Source organism: Streptomyces sp. NPDC031049, from assembly GCF_055571015.1.
Genome location: NZ_JBVIGC010000001.1, coordinates 708,162 through 723,054 on the forward strand (window position 1 = coordinate 708,162; position 14,893 = coordinate 723,054).

At 73.5% G+C, this 14,893-nt stretch carries 15 protein-coding genes; 13 read left to right on the forward strand and 2 right to left on the reverse strand.

All coding sequences use genetic code 11. The features are described 5' to 3' along the window. Positions 1-350 precede the first annotated feature (350 nt). The 8 genes from ACZ45Q_RS03155 (at position 351) to ACZ45Q_RS03190 (ending at position 8,617) form a co-directional block, all read left to right on the forward strand. The gene (locus tag ACZ45Q_RS03155; RefSeq protein ID WP_468254098.1) at positions 351-734 is read left to right on the forward strand and encodes an SseB family protein; all 384 of its coding nucleotides are present in this window, start codon (positions 351-353) and stop codon (positions 732-734) included. Then, the gene (locus tag ACZ45Q_RS03160) at positions 731-1,402 is read left to right on the forward strand and encodes a hypothetical protein (protein WP_468254099.1); all 672 of its coding nucleotides are present in this window, start codon (positions 731-733) and stop codon (positions 1,400-1,402) included. The genes ACZ45Q_RS03155 and ACZ45Q_RS03160 overlap by 4 nt, the downstream gene beginning before the upstream one ends. Beyond that, positions 1,402-3,393, forward strand: coding sequence for a putative T7SS-secreted protein (locus ACZ45Q_RS03165; protein WP_468254101.1), 1,992 nt, complete (start codon positions 1,402-1,404; stop codon positions 3,391-3,393). Before ACZ45Q_RS03160 ends, ACZ45Q_RS03165 begins: the two co-directional genes overlap by 1 nt. Before the next feature lie 499 nt (positions 3,394-3,892). Continuing rightward, positions 3,893-4,951 (forward strand): ADP-ribosylglycohydrolase family protein, encoded by a 1,059-nt coding sequence (locus ACZ45Q_RS03170; RefSeq protein WP_468254335.1) that lies wholly within the window; start codon positions 3,893-3,895, stop codon positions 4,949-4,951. Further along, on the forward strand, positions 4,948-5,646 hold the full coding sequence (locus ACZ45Q_RS03175) for a toxin glutamine deamidase domain-containing protein (protein WP_468254103.1): 699 nt from the start codon (positions 4,948-4,950) through the stop codon (positions 5,644-5,646). The genes ACZ45Q_RS03170 and ACZ45Q_RS03175 overlap by 4 nt, the downstream gene beginning before the upstream one ends. A 74-nt stretch (positions 5,647-5,720) precedes the next feature. Continuing rightward, the gene (locus tag ACZ45Q_RS03180; protein WP_468254105.1) at positions 5,721-5,918 is read left to right on the forward strand and encodes a hypothetical protein; all 198 of its coding nucleotides are present in this window, start codon (positions 5,721-5,723) and stop codon (positions 5,916-5,918) included. 242 nt (positions 5,919-6,160) lie between these two features. Further along, positions 6,161-7,108: a LysR family transcriptional regulator gene (locus ACZ45Q_RS03185; protein WP_468254107.1), complete on the forward strand. Its 948-nt coding sequence runs from the start codon at positions 6,161-6,163 to the stop codon at positions 7,106-7,108. Between the two features lie 138 nt (positions 7,109-7,246). Further along, positions 7,247-8,617 (forward strand): alpha-lytic protease prodomain-containing protein, encoded by a 1,371-nt coding sequence (locus ACZ45Q_RS03190; protein WP_468254109.1) that lies wholly within the window; start codon positions 7,247-7,249, stop codon positions 8,615-8,617. A gap of 78 nt (positions 8,618-8,695) precedes the next feature. Here the strand turns inward: ACZ45Q_RS03190 and ACZ45Q_RS03195 are convergent, their stop codons facing one another. After that, a complete protein-coding gene (locus tag ACZ45Q_RS03195) occupies positions 8,696-9,931 on the reverse strand; it encodes a hypothetical protein (protein ID WP_468254111.1) in 1,236 nt (411 codons plus the stop codon). Positions 9,932-10,297: 366 nt separating this feature from the next. Between ACZ45Q_RS03195 and ACZ45Q_RS03200 the strand changes: the two genes are divergently transcribed. Genes ACZ45Q_RS03200 through pqqE form a run of 5 tightly spaced genes read left to right on the forward strand, consistent with a single transcriptional unit; the run spans position 10,298 to position 13,544 of the window. After that, the gene (locus ACZ45Q_RS03200; protein WP_468254113.1) at positions 10,298-10,450 is read left to right on the forward strand and encodes a pyrroloquinoline quinone precursor peptide PqqA; all 153 of its coding nucleotides are present in this window, start codon (positions 10,298-10,300) and stop codon (positions 10,448-10,450) included. Between the two features lie 16 nt (positions 10,451-10,466). Beyond that, on the forward strand, positions 10,467-11,369 hold the full coding sequence (pqqB, locus tag ACZ45Q_RS03205) for a pyrroloquinoline quinone biosynthesis protein PqqB (RefSeq protein WP_468254114.1): 903 nt from the start codon (positions 10,467-10,469) through the stop codon (positions 11,367-11,369). Further along, positions 11,366-12,088 (forward strand): pyrroloquinoline-quinone synthase PqqC, encoded by a 723-nt coding sequence (gene pqqC / locus ACZ45Q_RS03210; RefSeq protein WP_468254117.1) that lies wholly within the window; start codon positions 11,366-11,368, stop codon positions 12,086-12,088. Before pqqB ends, pqqC begins: the two co-directional genes overlap by 4 nt. After that, positions 12,085-12,360: a pyrroloquinoline quinone biosynthesis peptide chaperone PqqD gene (gene pqqD, locus ACZ45Q_RS03215; protein WP_468254119.1), complete on the forward strand. Its 276-nt coding sequence runs from the start codon at positions 12,085-12,087 to the stop codon at positions 12,358-12,360. Before pqqC ends, pqqD begins: the two co-directional genes overlap by 4 nt. Next, positions 12,357-13,544, forward strand: coding sequence for a pyrroloquinoline quinone biosynthesis protein PqqE (gene pqqE, locus ACZ45Q_RS03220; protein WP_468254122.1), 1,188 nt, complete (start codon positions 12,357-12,359; stop codon positions 13,542-13,544). The genes pqqD and pqqE overlap by 4 nt, the downstream gene beginning before the upstream one ends. A 92-nt stretch (positions 13,545-13,636) precedes the next feature. Here the strand turns inward: pqqE and tuf are convergent, their stop codons facing one another. Beyond that, a complete protein-coding gene (tuf, locus tag ACZ45Q_RS03225; protein WP_468254124.1) occupies positions 13,637-14,830 on the reverse strand; it encodes an elongation factor Tu in 1,194 nt (397 codons plus the stop codon). Positions 14,831-14,893: the final 63 nt, after the last annotated feature.

Sequence of the window (14,893 nt, forward strand, 5' to 3'; positions counted from 1 at the left end):
TCGTTGTAGCGATCCTGTGCGTGATTGCCTGACGCCATTGGCTTGAATGGTGAGCGGTGTGGCTGATGTGCCACCGTTGTGCGGTGACTGATTTCGGGGGTGGCGCGGGGGCGCCGGAACGGCGCTCCCGACTCGCCGAGTACGCAGAGATGACCCGACGGCCCGGACCGCCGGAGACCCGGCGTCCGGCGCCGCCGCCCGGCACCCTTCCCGCGCCGGAGGCAGCCGGCCCCTCGCCGGAGGAACCCGGCGCCAGGCCGGAAGAATCCGGTGCCAGGCCGGAAGAATCCGGACCCTCGCCGGAGGAACCTGGACCCACACCGGAGGAAGCCGGACCCACGCCGGAGGAGGTGGCCGCCCGCCGCCGGGAGTTCGCGGCGCTGCTGGAGGCCTTCCGGGACACCGCCGTACTGGTTCCGCTGCGCGACGGTGGCTGGCTGACGGCCGACTTCGGCGGGGTCCGCTGGATCCTCGCCTTCTCCGACGAGTCGGCACTGGCCCGGTACGCGGTCGCCCGGGACGAGGCGGACCGGGAGTGGACGTATCGGACGGTGCTCGGGGCGAAGCTGCTGGACGTGGCGGTGCCGGAGGCCGGTGTGCCGTGCGGGGTGGCCCTGGACGCCGCCGACGGACCCGAGCACGCTGTGCTGCTGCCGCCGGTGACCGGGATCGTGCCCGACGCCTTCGCGGTGGACAACGTGGATCAGGTACGGCAAGGAGGGGCGCCTCGATGACGGGGGGCGGCGGCAACGGCAAAGACCTGGCGGCGATCGGCCTCGACGAGATCGCCAAGGGGCTGACGGCTGCGCTGGGCGAGCTGAAGGAACTCGGCATGGCCGGTGAGGCCGGCGCGGGCCGGGGCTTCGGCGACATCGCGCTGTCCGGGCTGGAACTGGGGGCCGAGGGGCTCACCGGCACCTTCAAGTCCTTCTGCGAACGGTGGGAGTGGGGCGTCCGCTCGCTGATCCAGGAGGGCAACGGGTTCGCGCTGAGGACGGGGCTGGCGGCCGGGACGTACTACGAGACCGACCAGTACGTCGAGGGAGCGCTGAAGGTCGGCGTCAACTCGCTGATCGGCAACCCGCACGCCTCCGAGGACGAGATCACCGGCAAGGACTGGGGCGAGGTCTGGTCGAACAACCCGATCACCCAGATCAGGGACGCGGACTACAGCAAGGAGTCCTTCGAGCGGGCCTGGGAGAACAGCGCCCAGGGGTGGAAGGACGCCGGCCGGGACGTGATGACCTCCGACAGCCTCGGCGGGATGGGCCTGGGACCGAACAGCTACCGCGAACGCGCGGGGATCTCGGACGAACAGTACGAGCGGATGCTCGACGAGACCTTCGGCCCCTCCCCCGAGGAACGCGCCCGGATGCAGGGCGCGGGTGGAGGTGAGGGCTGATGGGCGTCCTCGACGACATCGGCAACGGCCTCGGCAGACTGAAGGACGGCGTCAACCACGGGCTCGGCGTCCTGGAGGACGGTGTCGACGCCGGCAAGAAGGTGCTCGGCGAGGGCGTCGACTGGGGCACCGACCGGCTCGGCGACGGCCTGGAGTACGTCGGCCTGGAGGACGCCGCGGACGCGGTGGAGGACTGGGGCGACGGCATCGCCTCCGACCTAGGCGCCACCCCGGGCGAACAGCAGCTCGGCCAGACCGAGGAGGCCGACGAGCTCGTCCACGGCAACCCCGAGAAGATCCGCGGCAGCGCCAAGCACCTGCGGGACTTCTCCGCCGCCTTCGACAAGGTCGGCTCGGGGATGAGGAAGGTCGACTCCTCCTCCTGGCGCGGCGAGGGCGGGGACACCTTCCGGGAGAAGTTCGGCGTCCACCCCACGAAGTGGGTCCGGGCCGCCGACGCCTGCGAGACCGCCGCGACGGCGCTGGACTCGTACGCGGACACGGTCAAGTGGGCGCAGCAGCAGGCGCAGGAAGCCATCGAGCTGTACCGGCGGGGCAAGAGCGCATCCGAGAAGGCGGTCGAGGAGTACAACCGGAAGGTCGACGCCTACAACGCCAAGATCAAGGCGGACCAGGACCCCGGCCCGACGCCCGGGCCGTTCCACGACCCCGGCGAGGAGACCATCCGGCAGGCGCGGGAGAAGCTGGCCCGGGCCCGCGCCCAGCGGAACACGGCCGCCGGGGACGCCGAGGCACAGATCAAGAAGGCGCTCACCCACGCGCCGGCCGAGCCGCCGCCGCTGGACCGCATCACCGGCAACGTGGTCGACGGGTTCGTGGCCACCGGCGTCGAGCTGAACCACTTCGTGGGCGGTGTCATCAAGGGCACGGCCGGTCTGGTCAGCTTCGCCCGCGGCCTCAACCCGACCGACCCCTACAACCTGACCCACCCGGCCGAGTACCTCCAGAACGTCTCGCTGACGCTGTCCGGGCTCGTCTCCACCGCGGCCCACCCCGAGCGGGCGCTGAACGCCGCGGTGGAGGGCTTCAAGAAGGACCCCTCCGAGTTCCTCGGCCGCCTGGTGCCCGAGCTGATCGGCACCAAGGGCGCCGGCCTCGCCCGGGGCGGCCTGCGGATGGCGATGAAGGAGGGCCTGGAGACCGGCGCCGGGGCCGGCGTCCGCCCGCACTCGCCGTTCGGCGACGGCGCGGTGCACTCGGATTCCCTGGACGCCGGGACCGCGCGGGAGTTCCTGGACGACCACTACGGCGACACGGCGGACCTCCGGCCGGACTCGCCGGGCAGCGGCTTCTCGTACCGCCCCGATGTCCCCGACGACGTCTGGGACAGCTTGAGCGTCGAGCAGCGACACCAGGTCGCCGCTGCCGAGCTGGAAAGGGGCGCCCGTTCCTTCGCGGACCCCGACGCGGCCATTTCCTACGGCAGGGACACGTGGAACCGCTACGTTGAGGAGCTGCCGCCCGAGACACGTCAGGCGCTGCGGGACTACACGGGTGAGCCACCGCACTTGGGCGCCCCGGGGTACGCGACGTACCAGGAGATGAACGGTTTCCTGCGCGGGACGCCCGAGCTGGGCACTCCGGAGGTACTCAACAACATCCGTGAGGTGGACCGGGCACTCTCCGGGGCGCCCCTGCCCGAGGACGTGATGGTCGTCCGGGGAACCGGCGTCAGCCATATCGACTTCGACGACGTGGACGACCTGGTGGGCCGCACGATTTCCGACGCCGGCTACACATCGACGTCGCTCGGCAATCACCCGGTGGCCAGTTTCGAAGGCAAAGACGCGATCCTGCGGCTACGCGTGCCGGAAGGAACCCACGCGGCATGGTTGGAAAAGGTCAGCGACTTCGGTGTCACCGAGAGGGAGCTGCTGCTGGGGCGCGGCACGAGCTACAAAGTGACGCGCGCCTTCATGGACGAGAACGGCCAACTGCAGATCTACGGCGAAGTACAGCCGCGTGATTGACTGACCGCATGACCGCGACGAGTCACCTGGCGCCCAGCGCAGTGCCGTAGCGAACGACCGAGGAAAGACGCACATCCCCATGAATTCCGAGCACCCCGGCCGTCCGACCAATCCCCGATTCGCCCAAGACGTGGGTGGAGTCGTCTCGGGTGGGCCCCCGCGCTACGCCCGTCACACCGGCCGGCCCGTGCAGTACGCGACGATCGCCGACCACGACGACCAGGTGATCGGTTACGTCTGGGCGAACGACGAGGACGAGGCCGGGGGCGTGCGGACACGCGAAGCCGCGGGTCCGACCGCCGCCAACGAGGCCGGAGTATGGGGACGGCGGCTGCGCAAGGCCAAGGAAAGGGGACTGCGGCCCACCGAGGCCCTGGCCGAGCTGCTGGCGACGCCCTCCACCAGCCCGCGCAGCCACATCCTGCCCGGCTCCCTCTCCCGCGCCGAGAGCCTCGCCGTCCTCGACGACCTCACCGGGCGGATCTGGCGCAGGGACAAGATCAAGGGCGGAGCCACGGGCAGCGTGTTCGGGCTGGCCATCGGGGACGCCATGGGATACCCCACCGAGTTCCTCGGCATCGACCAGCTCACCAGCCGGTACGGCTCGTGGCGGCAGCTGGAGCTGCCCGTCCGCTCCGGCGTCGCGCAGGTCTCGGACGACACCCAGATGACGCTCGCGGTGATCGAGGCCCTCGCGGAGGTCGCGGAACACGGCGTCGGCTCCCTCACCGCCGCGACGATCGAGCCGGCCCTGCGCGCACGCTTCGTCGCGTGGCTGCGCTCCCCGGACAACAACCGCGCCCCGGGAAACACCTGCCTGGACGCGTGCAGGGCGCTGGAACGCGGGGTGCCCTGGCAGGAGGCGACCGTCATGGGCTCGAAGGGCTGCGGCGCGAACATGCGGGTCACGCCCGTCGGCCTGCTCCCGGGGCTGACGGCCGAGCAGCGGGCGGGCACCGCCCAGTTGCAGGCCGCCCTCACCCACGGCCACCCGACCGCCCTGGCGGCCAGCGACCTCACGGCGCACGCCGTCTGGCTGCTGACCCACAACTGCCACCCCTCCGAGCTGCTGCCGCGCCTGCGCCACTACGCGCGGGCCGCACGCCGGACGTACCACGGGGACTGGCTCGGCGACCTGGCGCGGCGGGCCGGCGCGGCCGACCCCGCGGACTTCATCGCCCACGGCTGGGACGAGACCCTCGCGGCGCTCGACAAGGCCGACGCCGCGCTTAAGCGCCCCCTGCCGGACCGGGACCCGTGCGAGGCGGTCAGCGCCGGCTGGATCGCCGAGGAAGCGCTCGCCACCGCCCTGTACTGCTTCCTGCTGTTCCCCGAGGAGCCCATGGCGGTCGTCCGGCGGGCGGCCTTCTCCTCCGGGGACTCCGACTCCGTCGCCGCGCTGGCCGGGGCCCTGGCCGGGGCGTCGGCCGGTGCCGCCGCCTGGCCGGCCGACTGGGTGCGGCCGCTGGAGTACCACGACCGGGTGCGCCCGCTGGTGGGCTGGTGGGACGAGGGACAGCCACGCAGCGTCCGGGACACGCGAGGCCGCCGCGGATGACCGGCCCCGTACAGCGTGCCGCCGAGTGGCTGCACCGCACGTACGGCGGCCTGGTGGAACTGGCCGCCGCCGGCGTCGTGTACGAGACCCCGACGGCATCGCTGCTGAGCTGCCGGACGGTGGCGCAGCCCGGCTACCCGCGCACGCCCATGCTGGCCGCGTCGGTCGTCGTGCCCCGCTACGGAGGTCTGCCCTTCCACCCGGCGCCCAGCGCGCCGCTGGCGGACCTGGAAGCCGCCCCGAACTGGACACTCGCCGACCGGGTGGTGTCCCAGCCGACCAGGCTCAATGTCCGCGGCCGGGTGGTGGCCCTGCACCACCGGATCGACGGGACCGAGACGACCCCGCTGCCGTGGGCCCCCGCCCACGAGGCCCCGGGCTGGTGGGGCAGACTGGCCCGGCGCTACTTCCCGGGGTTCGCGGAGCGCGCGGCCGGTGACTGGGACGACGTCGTCCGCACGATCGCCGACTCGGGACCGGACGCCCGCGGCCTGGTCTGGGTCCGGCGCGAGATCGCGGGACACGAGATCACGGGCCACCTCGTCTGTGTGCACAACAACGCCGGACGCGTCGTCTTCCTCGATGCGACGACCAAGTCGTTGGCCAAGCTGGACACCGACGGCGTCCGGGAACTGCGCCTGCTGCACGCCCGCCCCGCCGCCGGGACCGCCGCCTCTGCGGAGCCGGGCGACTGACCAGGGACGACATCACGTACGCGTCCGGGGCCCTCTACGCCCTCGCCGCGGGCGCGGTGACGGTGGGCGCCCTGGTGTCGCGGGTCGAGCCGACCCTGCCGGCCGTCGGGACGTTCGCGTTGTTCGGCGTTCTGCTTCCGGCGTTCGCCGCCCATTCCGTCCTGGTGCTGGCGACGCGGGGCCGCCCCGAGACGGACGCCCGGTGGCAGCGCGGGGTCGCGTGCGGCGTCGCCGCGGGCGGCGGACTGGTGTCGGTGGGGCTCGTCGGCTGACGCTGCCCACCGCGCGGTGCGGTCCTCGGGTGACCGCCGTGGGACCGCACCGCCGGCCGAGCCTCACTGCGCTGCGCAGCGAAGCTCAGCGCAGCGAAGCTCAGCGAGGCGCGAACGGGACGTGTCCCGCCCCTCGCCTCGCGCCGTGGCCGGCCGTGGCGCGGCCCGTCGGGAGCAGGGCGCCGAACACTGGTCTGTACCAACCTCTTGCCCTCTCCCCGGCCTCGCCGCAAGCTCACCTCATGGAGCTGGAGTTGCGGCATCTCAGGACGGTCCGAGCCATCGCCGACGCCGGCAGCCTCACCCGGGCGGCGACGGCACTCGGGCTCGCGCAGCCCGCGCTGAGCGCACAGCTCAAGCGGATCGAACGAGCCCTGGGAGGCGAGCTGTTCGAGCGCGGACGGCACGGCGTGCGGGCCACCGCACTGGGCGAACTCGTCCTCGAACGGACCCGCATCGTCCTGCCCGCGGTGACCGAACTCCAGCAGGAGGCGGCCCGGTTCGCCCGCACCCCGCGCTCGACGGCCGGCATCCGGCTGGGCGGCACCCACGGCCCGCTGCTCGGCGCCCTCGTCGACCGGCTGGCGGACGTGGCGCCCGACGCCCGGGTGACCACCTGCACCTCCTGGTCCGAGCGGGAACTGGCCGACCTGCTCACCGAGGGACGGCTGGACTTCGCGCTCGCCGGGACCTGCGGGTCCGCCGCTCCGCCCGGCGCCGAGGGGCTGGTGTGGCGGGAGGTCGCCGTGGACCCGGTGTTCGTGATGGTGCCCGACGGACACCGGCTCGCCGGCGCCCCCGAGGCCGACCTCACCGAGCTGGCCGGGGAGCGATGGGCCTGCGTCCCCGGCGACGGCTGCTTCGGCGACTGCTTCACCGCGGCGTGCACCCGCGCCGGGTTCACCCCGTGCCGGATGTACGAGACGGACACTTTCTCGCTCGTGCACCTGGTGCAGGTGGGGCGGGCGGTCGGGCTGTGCCGGGCCACCTTCCCGACCATGCCCGGCATCGTGACCGTGCCGCTGACCGGCACCCCCCTGTCCTGGCGGCACCTGCTCGGCTGGCACGAGACGAACCAGGACGCGGACACGACCGCCACGGTCCTGGCGCAGGCGCGCATGGCCCACGCGGGTGTGGCCGCGCGCAGCGACAGCTACACCCGGTGGCTGGCCACCCACGGCGTCCCGTGACGCCGGCCCCCCGTCCGCCGTCACAGCGCGTTCCATAACGCCGGGCAGAGGGCCAACCGACGTCTTACGCGGGCCCGTTGCCCCTTCCTACGGTTTCGGCACCTCCCACCGAGCGAGACGAGACCGAGGAGATCCCCCATGCTCCAACGAGGCACCAGAGCCGTGTGCGCCGCCGCCGCGGCGACGGCCGCCCTGCTCGTGGCCGGGCTCAGCGGCTCCGCGAGCGCCGGGACGGCCGCCGCCGATGCCGCCGCCCCGACGGCCGCCGAGACCCTGCGCACCGACGCCGCGCCGCCCGCCCTGCTCCGCGCCATGGAGCGCGACCTCGGCCTGGACCGGCGGCAGGCGGAACTGAGGCTCGCCAACGAGGCCGAGGCCGGTGCCGTCGCGGGCCGGCTGCGGGCCGCGCTCGGTGGCGACTTCGCGGGCGCCTGGGTGCGCGGCGCCGAGTCCGGCACGCTGACCGTCGCGACCACCGACGCCGCCGACGCCGGGGCGATCGAGAGCCAGGGCGCGCAGGCCGCCGTCGTACGGCACTCCCTCGCCGACCTGGACGCGGCCAAGGCCCGGCTGGACCGGGCGGCGGCCAAGAAGGGCCCGGCCGACGCGCCCGTCTGGTACGTCGACGTGCGCACCAACACGGTCACCGTGCAGGCGGTCCGTCCCTCCGCGGCGCGGGCACTGATCGACGCGGCCGGCGTCGACCGCTCCCTCGTCCGGATCGAGCGGACCACCGAGCGGCCCCGCGCGCTGTACGACCTGCGCGGCGGCGAGGCGTACTACATCAACAACAGCGGGCGCTGCTCGATCGGCTTCCCCGTCACCAGGGGCACGCAGCAGGGCTACGCCACCGCCGGGCACTGCGGGCGGACCGGCGCGAGCACCAGCGGCCACAACCGGGTGGCGCAGGGCACCTTCCAGGGCTCGGTCTTCCCCGGCCGCGACATGGCGTGGGTGGCGACCAACTCCCAGTGGACGGCGACCCCGTACGTCCGCGGCGCGGGCGGCCAGAACGTGCAGGTGACCGGCTCGACGCAGGCACCCGTGGGCGCGTCGGTGTGCCGCTCCGGTTCCACCACCGGCTGGCACTGCGGCACCATCCAGCAGCACAACACCAGCGTGACCTACCCCGAGGGCACCATCACCGGCGTCACCCGCACCTCGGTATGCGCCGAGCCCGGCGACTCGGGCGGTTCCTACATCTCCGGCAGCCAGGCCCAGGGCGTCACCTCGGGCGGCTCGGGCAATTGCAGCAGCGGCGGCACCACGTACCACCAGCCGATCAACCCGCTGCTCCAGAACTACGGGCTCACCCTGAAGACGACCGGCGGCGGCGAGGAACCGCCGCCCGGCGAGGAACCGCCCGGCGGCACCTGGGCGGCCGGCACCGTCTACCAGGCCGGCGACACCGTGACCTACGGCGGCGCCACCTACCGCTGCCTCCAGGGCCACCAGGCCCAGCCGGGCTGGGAGCCGCCGAACGTACCGGCGCTGTGGCAGCGGGTGTGAGCCACTGACCCACCGCGGGGGTGTGGAAACGGGCCCGGGTGTGCGTGACGGAGCACACCCGGGCCCGCGCACGTCCGCTCAGGTCCGGGTGACCGTCCCGCACCCTTCGTGCTCCTCCTCGCCCACGGCCTGGCTGCGGTCGTAGGGGTCGGCGGCCGGGCCGGTGGCCGGCGCGCCCGTGACGCGCGCGTCGGGGAAGACGGGGTGCAGATGGCCGTCGTACACCTCGCACGCGTTGTTGAACGTCTCGACCGCGTAGGCGCCGATGCTGAGCTTGCCCCGCGTCGCGATCCACCGGTCCGGGTCCATCAGGAGCATCGTGATGTCACGGCGCACGATGGTGCGCTCGACGTGATCGCCGCCCTCGGCCCGCACCAGGGGATACACGAAGGTGTAGTCGGCGTGCACCTCCACCTGGCCCGCCTCCCCCGCGGCGACCGACATGTGGCCGCGCACCTTGACCACGTCCCCCGCGAGCCGCACCTCGTCCGGGTCGAACCGGCTGAAGAGCCCGACGGGATCGTCCTCGCGCGTCGGCTGGCGCAGCGCGCGCCGTACGCCCGGCAGCAGGTCCGGCGTCTTGGGGTCGAGCAGATCCAGCGCCTTGTCGGGCTGCCCGCCCGCGATCACGTCCGGGTCGAGGTTGGCGGCGACCAGGAACTCCTTGGTGCGGCGCAGCGCCAGCTCCACGTCGGCCTTGCTCATCCCGGCGACCGGCTTCGCCTCCGGCAGCTCGATGGCCTCCGCGCCCTCGGCCCAGCGCAGGGCGGGTGAGCCGCGGAACGGGTGCTCACGGGTGGGTCCGCCCTCCGACTTCACCTGGCCGGGGGCACCGGTGGGCAGCGCCGTCTCGGCGGGCAGCGGTGTCGGGGACGCGGCCGCCTCGGGCTCCCCGCCCGGCAGGTGGTCCGTCACCAGCGAGGGGCGTACGGCCACCACGGCCAGGGCGACGGCCACGGCCACGCCCAGCACGGCACCGGCCCGGCGACGGCGGGGGCGGGTGCCGTTCATCTCCTGCCACGCGGGCCCGGTCCGCCAGCCGGGCGGGGTGCCGGGCGGCGGCCCCGACGCCTTCCGCTTCCGGCGCGGCCACCTCCCCCGGCGGCCGCCGTCCGGCGTCCGCCGGGCCGCGGCCTCCTGCTCGCGCAGCCGCGCGGTCACCATCCGCGCCCGCGCGGACGGCTCCTTGGGCGCCGGTGCGCCACCGCCTTCGGCGGCCTCGCGGAGGAACGACTCCAACGCGTCGTCGGATATGGAGGCGGAATCTCCGCCCGAGGGATCGTCGGGGTGCTCGGGGGGCGGGACGGTACTCACGGACTCACTCTCATCGACGGCCACACCTGCGCCGGTCAGTTTCCCCTCTGCCGGGCCGGGCGCGCGGCGCCGTGTGGAAGCCGTGATCGAATCGGTGCTGCTCCGTCAGCTCGGCACGGGAGCCGCCGCGACGAGCACCCCGAGCGGGCTCGCCGCGGAGTGCGACTGGTGCCTCGGCCGTGCCGGTGCCGTCCGCGCTCCCCCTTTCCGGTGCTCCCCGACTCCGGATGGCCTAGGGGAGCCGGTCGGGGAGCGCGGCCACCGACCGGTGTGTGCGCATGATCGAACGCCAGGCCGCGCACGGGCTCTCCTCCGCGTCGGCCGGCGTCCCCGTCGAACGCCCTCCACCGAAAGGCAGTTCCGACCATGCACGAGACCGAGGACCGGCCGGAGCCCGCCGAGCAGGTCGAGCGGGCCCCCGAGCACCACCCGCAGCCGGCCACCTGGCAGACCCCCGGACTCACGGTGGTCGACACCGCTCTGGAGGTCACCGCCTACTACGCCCGCGAGTCCCGCTGACCCGAGAGCAGGTGCCATGCTGCTGCTGGTACTCGGCACCGCGGCAGGCGGCGGTGTCCCCCAGTGGAACTGCGCGTGTCCCGGCTGCTTTGGGGCACGCACCCACCCGCACCGGCGCCGCCGGCACGCATCGCTCGCCGTACGGACGGGCGCGGGCCGCTGGTACCTCGTCAACGCCACCCCCGACCTCGGCGACCAGATCGAGGCCCGGCCCGAGCTGCACCCGGGCCCCGGCCCCCGCGAGACCCCCCTCGCCGGACTCGTCCTCACCGACGCCGAACTCGACCACACCCTGGGCGTCGCCCGTCTGCGGGAGGCCGACGGCCTCCAGATCCTCGCGGCGCCTCCCGTCCGCCAAGCCCTCCTCGGCCGGCTCCGCCTCGGCGACCTCCTCGCGCCGTACACCTGCCTGACCTGGCGGGAGCTGCCCCGGCGCGGAGCGGAGCCACTGGACCCGCAGGACCCGGGCGGCCTGCGGATCACCGGCATCCCGGTGTCGGGCAAGCGCCCGCGGTACGCCGCCGACGCCCCCGACGACGACGCGTGGGTCGTCGCACTGCGCCTGTACGACCCCGCCTCCGGCACCTCGGCGCTCTACGCCCCCGCTCTGGCCGCCTGGCCGGACCGCTTCCAGCAGGCCGCCGAGGAAGCCGACTGCGTGATCGTCGACGGCACCTTCTGGGACGACGACGAACCCCGCCGCACCGGCATCTCCTCCCGCACGGCGACCGGCATGGGACACCTGCCCGTCGACGGGCCGGGCGGCACCGCCGAGCGCCTGGCCGCCCTCCCCGGCCGCGGCCTCTACACGCACCTCAACAACACCAACCCCCTCGTCGACCCGGCGGCCCCGCAGCACAAGCGGCTCGCGCGCCAGGGCCTGGAGGTGGCGTACGACGGGATGGAGATCGAGCTGTGACCACGGCGATCGCCCCGCTCGAGAAGCCCTGGAGCCCCGCGGAGTTCGAGGCGCGGCTGCGCGCCGTCGGCGAGGAGCGCTACCACGACCGTCACCCCTTCAACCTCCGGATGCACAGCGGCGGGCTGCGCCCGGCCGAACTGCGCCGCTGGATCGCCAACCGCTTCCACTACCAGCGCCACATCCCCGTCAAGGACGCCCTGATCACCGCCAAACTGGACACCCCCGCGCTGCGCCGGACGTGGCTGCGCCGCATCCGGGACCACGACGGGGCCGCGGAGGGCGAGGGCGGCATCGAGCGCTGGCTCAGGCTGGGCGAGGCGGCCGGCCTGGACCGCGCGAGGCTGCTCGCCGCCGACGGCGTACTGCCGGGCGTACGGCTGGCGGTCGAGGGCTACGTCAACTTCTGCCGGCTGCGCCCGCCGCTGGAGGCCGTCGCCGCGTCCCTGACCGAACTGTCCGCCCCGGATCTGATGCGCACCCGCATCGACGCCTTCGAACGCCACTACCCGTGGGTCGAACGGGAGGGCCTCGACTACTTCCGCACCCGCGTCCCCCAGGGCCGGCGCGACGCCCAGGAGGCGCTCGGGCTGGTCCTCGCGTGGGCCCGCACCAGGGACGACCAGGAACGTGCCGTGGCCGCGCTGCGGTTCAAGTGCGACGTCCTGTGGTCCCTGCTGGACGCCGTGGACGCGGCGGACCGCCAGGAGCGGCCGTGACGCCGGCGGCGCCGCGGACCGACTGGCGCCCCGTCCTGGCCCCCGGCGCCGTGCACCGGCACGACCCCGTGCGGGACACGGCCCTGCTGCTCCTGCCCGAGCGCGTGGGAGTGCTGACCGGACACGGCCGGCAGATCCTCGAACTGTGCGACGGCACCCGGCCGGTGAGCGGGATCGTCGGCGAACTGGCCGCGCGCTTCCCCGGCGCGCCGGTGGCCGGTGACGTACCCCCCTTCCTGGAACGCCTGCGCGAGGACGGCTGGCTGCGATGACCACCGCCGGACCCGCGCGCCGCACCGCCCCGGCCCCCGCACCCCGGCCCCAGCCCGCACCCGCGCCCGCACCCGCCCGGCCCTGGGCCCTGCTCGCGGAACTCACCCACGCCTGCCCGCTGCACTGCGGCTACTGCTCGAACCCGCTGGAGCTGACCCGCAGATCCCGCGAGCTGAGCACCGGACAGTGGGCCGACGTGCTGCGCCAGGCCGGCGAGTTCGGCGTGGTCCACACGCACCTCTCCGGCGGCGAGCCGCTGCTGCGCCCGGACCTGGAGCGCATCGTCGGCGCCGCCGCGGCGGCCGGGATCTACACCCAGCTGGTCACCAGCGGCGTCGGCCTCGGCCGGGCCCGGCTGACCGCGCTCGCCGACGCCGGCCTGAACAGCGTCCAGCTCTCCGTCCAGCACGCCGACCCGGCCGCCTCCGACCGCATCGCCCACCACCGTTCCTCCTTCGCGCAGAAGGAACGGGCCGCCGCGCTCGTACGCTCCGCCGGTCTCCCCCTCGGCCTCAACGTCGTCCTGCACCGCGAGAACCTCGACGCCGTCGACGACCTGATCGCCCTCGGCGTCTCCTGGGGCGTGGACCGCATCGAGCTGGCGAACGTGCAGTTCTACGGCTGGGGCCTGCTGAACCGCTCCGCGCTGCTGCCCGGCCGGGACCAGCTCGCCCGGGCCCGGAACGCCGTCGAACGGTGGCGGGAGCGGATCGCCTCCCGGGCCGGGGACGGGGCGCCGCGACCCGACCTGGTCTGGGTCCTCCCCGACTACTTCGACGGTGTCGCCAAACCGTGCATGGGCGGCTGGGCGGCGGTGTCCCTCACCGTCGCCCCGGACGGCACCGCCCTGCCCTGCCCGGCCGCGGCCGCCCTGCCGGACCTGGAACCGCCGAACGTCCGCGACCACCCGCTGTCCTGGATCTGGGAACACTCCCCGGCGTTCACCCGCTACCGCGGGACCGGCTGGATGACCGGTCCGTGCCGCGGCTGTTCCCGCCGCGAGGAGGACTTCGGCGGCTGCCGCTGCCAGGCCCACGCCCTGACCGGGGACGCCACCCGCACGGACCCCGCGTGCCGGCTCTCCCCCGACCACGGCCTGGTCCGCGCGCTCACCGACGGGGTCGCCACCGGCCCGGGCGGCCGGCCCCCGGTGCCGGTCACCCCGCGGACGCCCGGCCGCTGACGGCCGGCGCACACGGCGAAGGGGCCCGCACGACCGAAGTCGTACGGGCCCCTCCGAGCCACTCAGGTCAGGTGACCGTCAAGCGAGCGAACTCACTTGTTGATCTTGGTGACCTGGCCGGCGCCCACGGTCCGGCCACCCTCGCGGATGGCGAACTTCAGGCCCTCCTCCATGGCGACGGGCTGGATGAGCTCCACCTTCATCTCGGTGTTGTCACCCGGCATGACCATCTCGGTGCCCTCGGGGAGGGTCACCACGCCGGTCACGTCCGTCGTGCGGAAGTAGAACTGCGGGCGGTAGTTGTTGAAGAACGGCGTGTGGCGGCCACCCTCGTCCTTGGACAGGATGTAGGCCTGGGCCTCGAACTCCGTGTGCGGGGTGACGGTGCCCGGCTTGATGATGACCTGACCGCGCTCGACGTCCTCGCGCTTGATGCCGCGGAGCAGCAGACCGACGTTCTCACCGGCCTGACCCTCGTCCAGCAGCTTACGGAACATCTCGATGCCCGTAACCGTGGTCTTGGTCTTCTCTTCCTTGATGCCGATGATCTCGACTTCCTCGTTCACCTTGAGGACACCGCGCTCGATACGGCCGGTGACGACCGTACCGCGACCGGTGATGGTGAAGACGTCCTCGATCGGCATGAGGAACGGCTTGTCGACGTCGCGCTCCGGCTCCGGGATCGACTCGTCGACGGCCTTCATCAGGTTGAGGACGGAGTCCACCCACTCCTTCTCGCCCTCGAGGGCCTTGAGAGCGGAGACCTTGACGACCGGAACGTCGTCGCCGGGGAACTCGTACTCGGAGAGGAGCTCACGGACCTCGAGCTCGACGAGCTCCAGGATCTCCTCGTCGTCCACCATGTCGGCCTTGTTCAGGGCGACGACGATGTACGGAACGCCGACCTGGCGGGCCAGGAGCACGTGCTCCTTGGTCTGCGGCATCGGGCCGTCGGTCGCGGCGACCACCAGGATCGCGCCGTCCATCTGGGCGGCACCGGTGATCATGTTCTTGATGTAGTCCGCGTGACCCGGGCAGTCGACGTGGGCGTAGTGACGCGCCTCGGTCTGGTACTCGACGTGCGCGATGGAGATGGTGATACCGCGCTGGCGCTCCTCAGGAGCCTTGTCGATGTTGTCGAACGGGGTGGCCTCGTTCAGGTCCGGGTACGCCTCGTGCAGCACCTTGGTAATGGCCGCCGTCAGGGTGGTCTTACCGTGGTCGATGTGACCGATGGTGCCGATGTTGACGTGCGGCTTAGTCCGCTCGAACTTCGCCTTCGCCACTGGGGTCCTCCTGTGGAGTGGTTCTGAACGCCTTGCTTCATCGGCGCCAGGTGATCTTTGCTG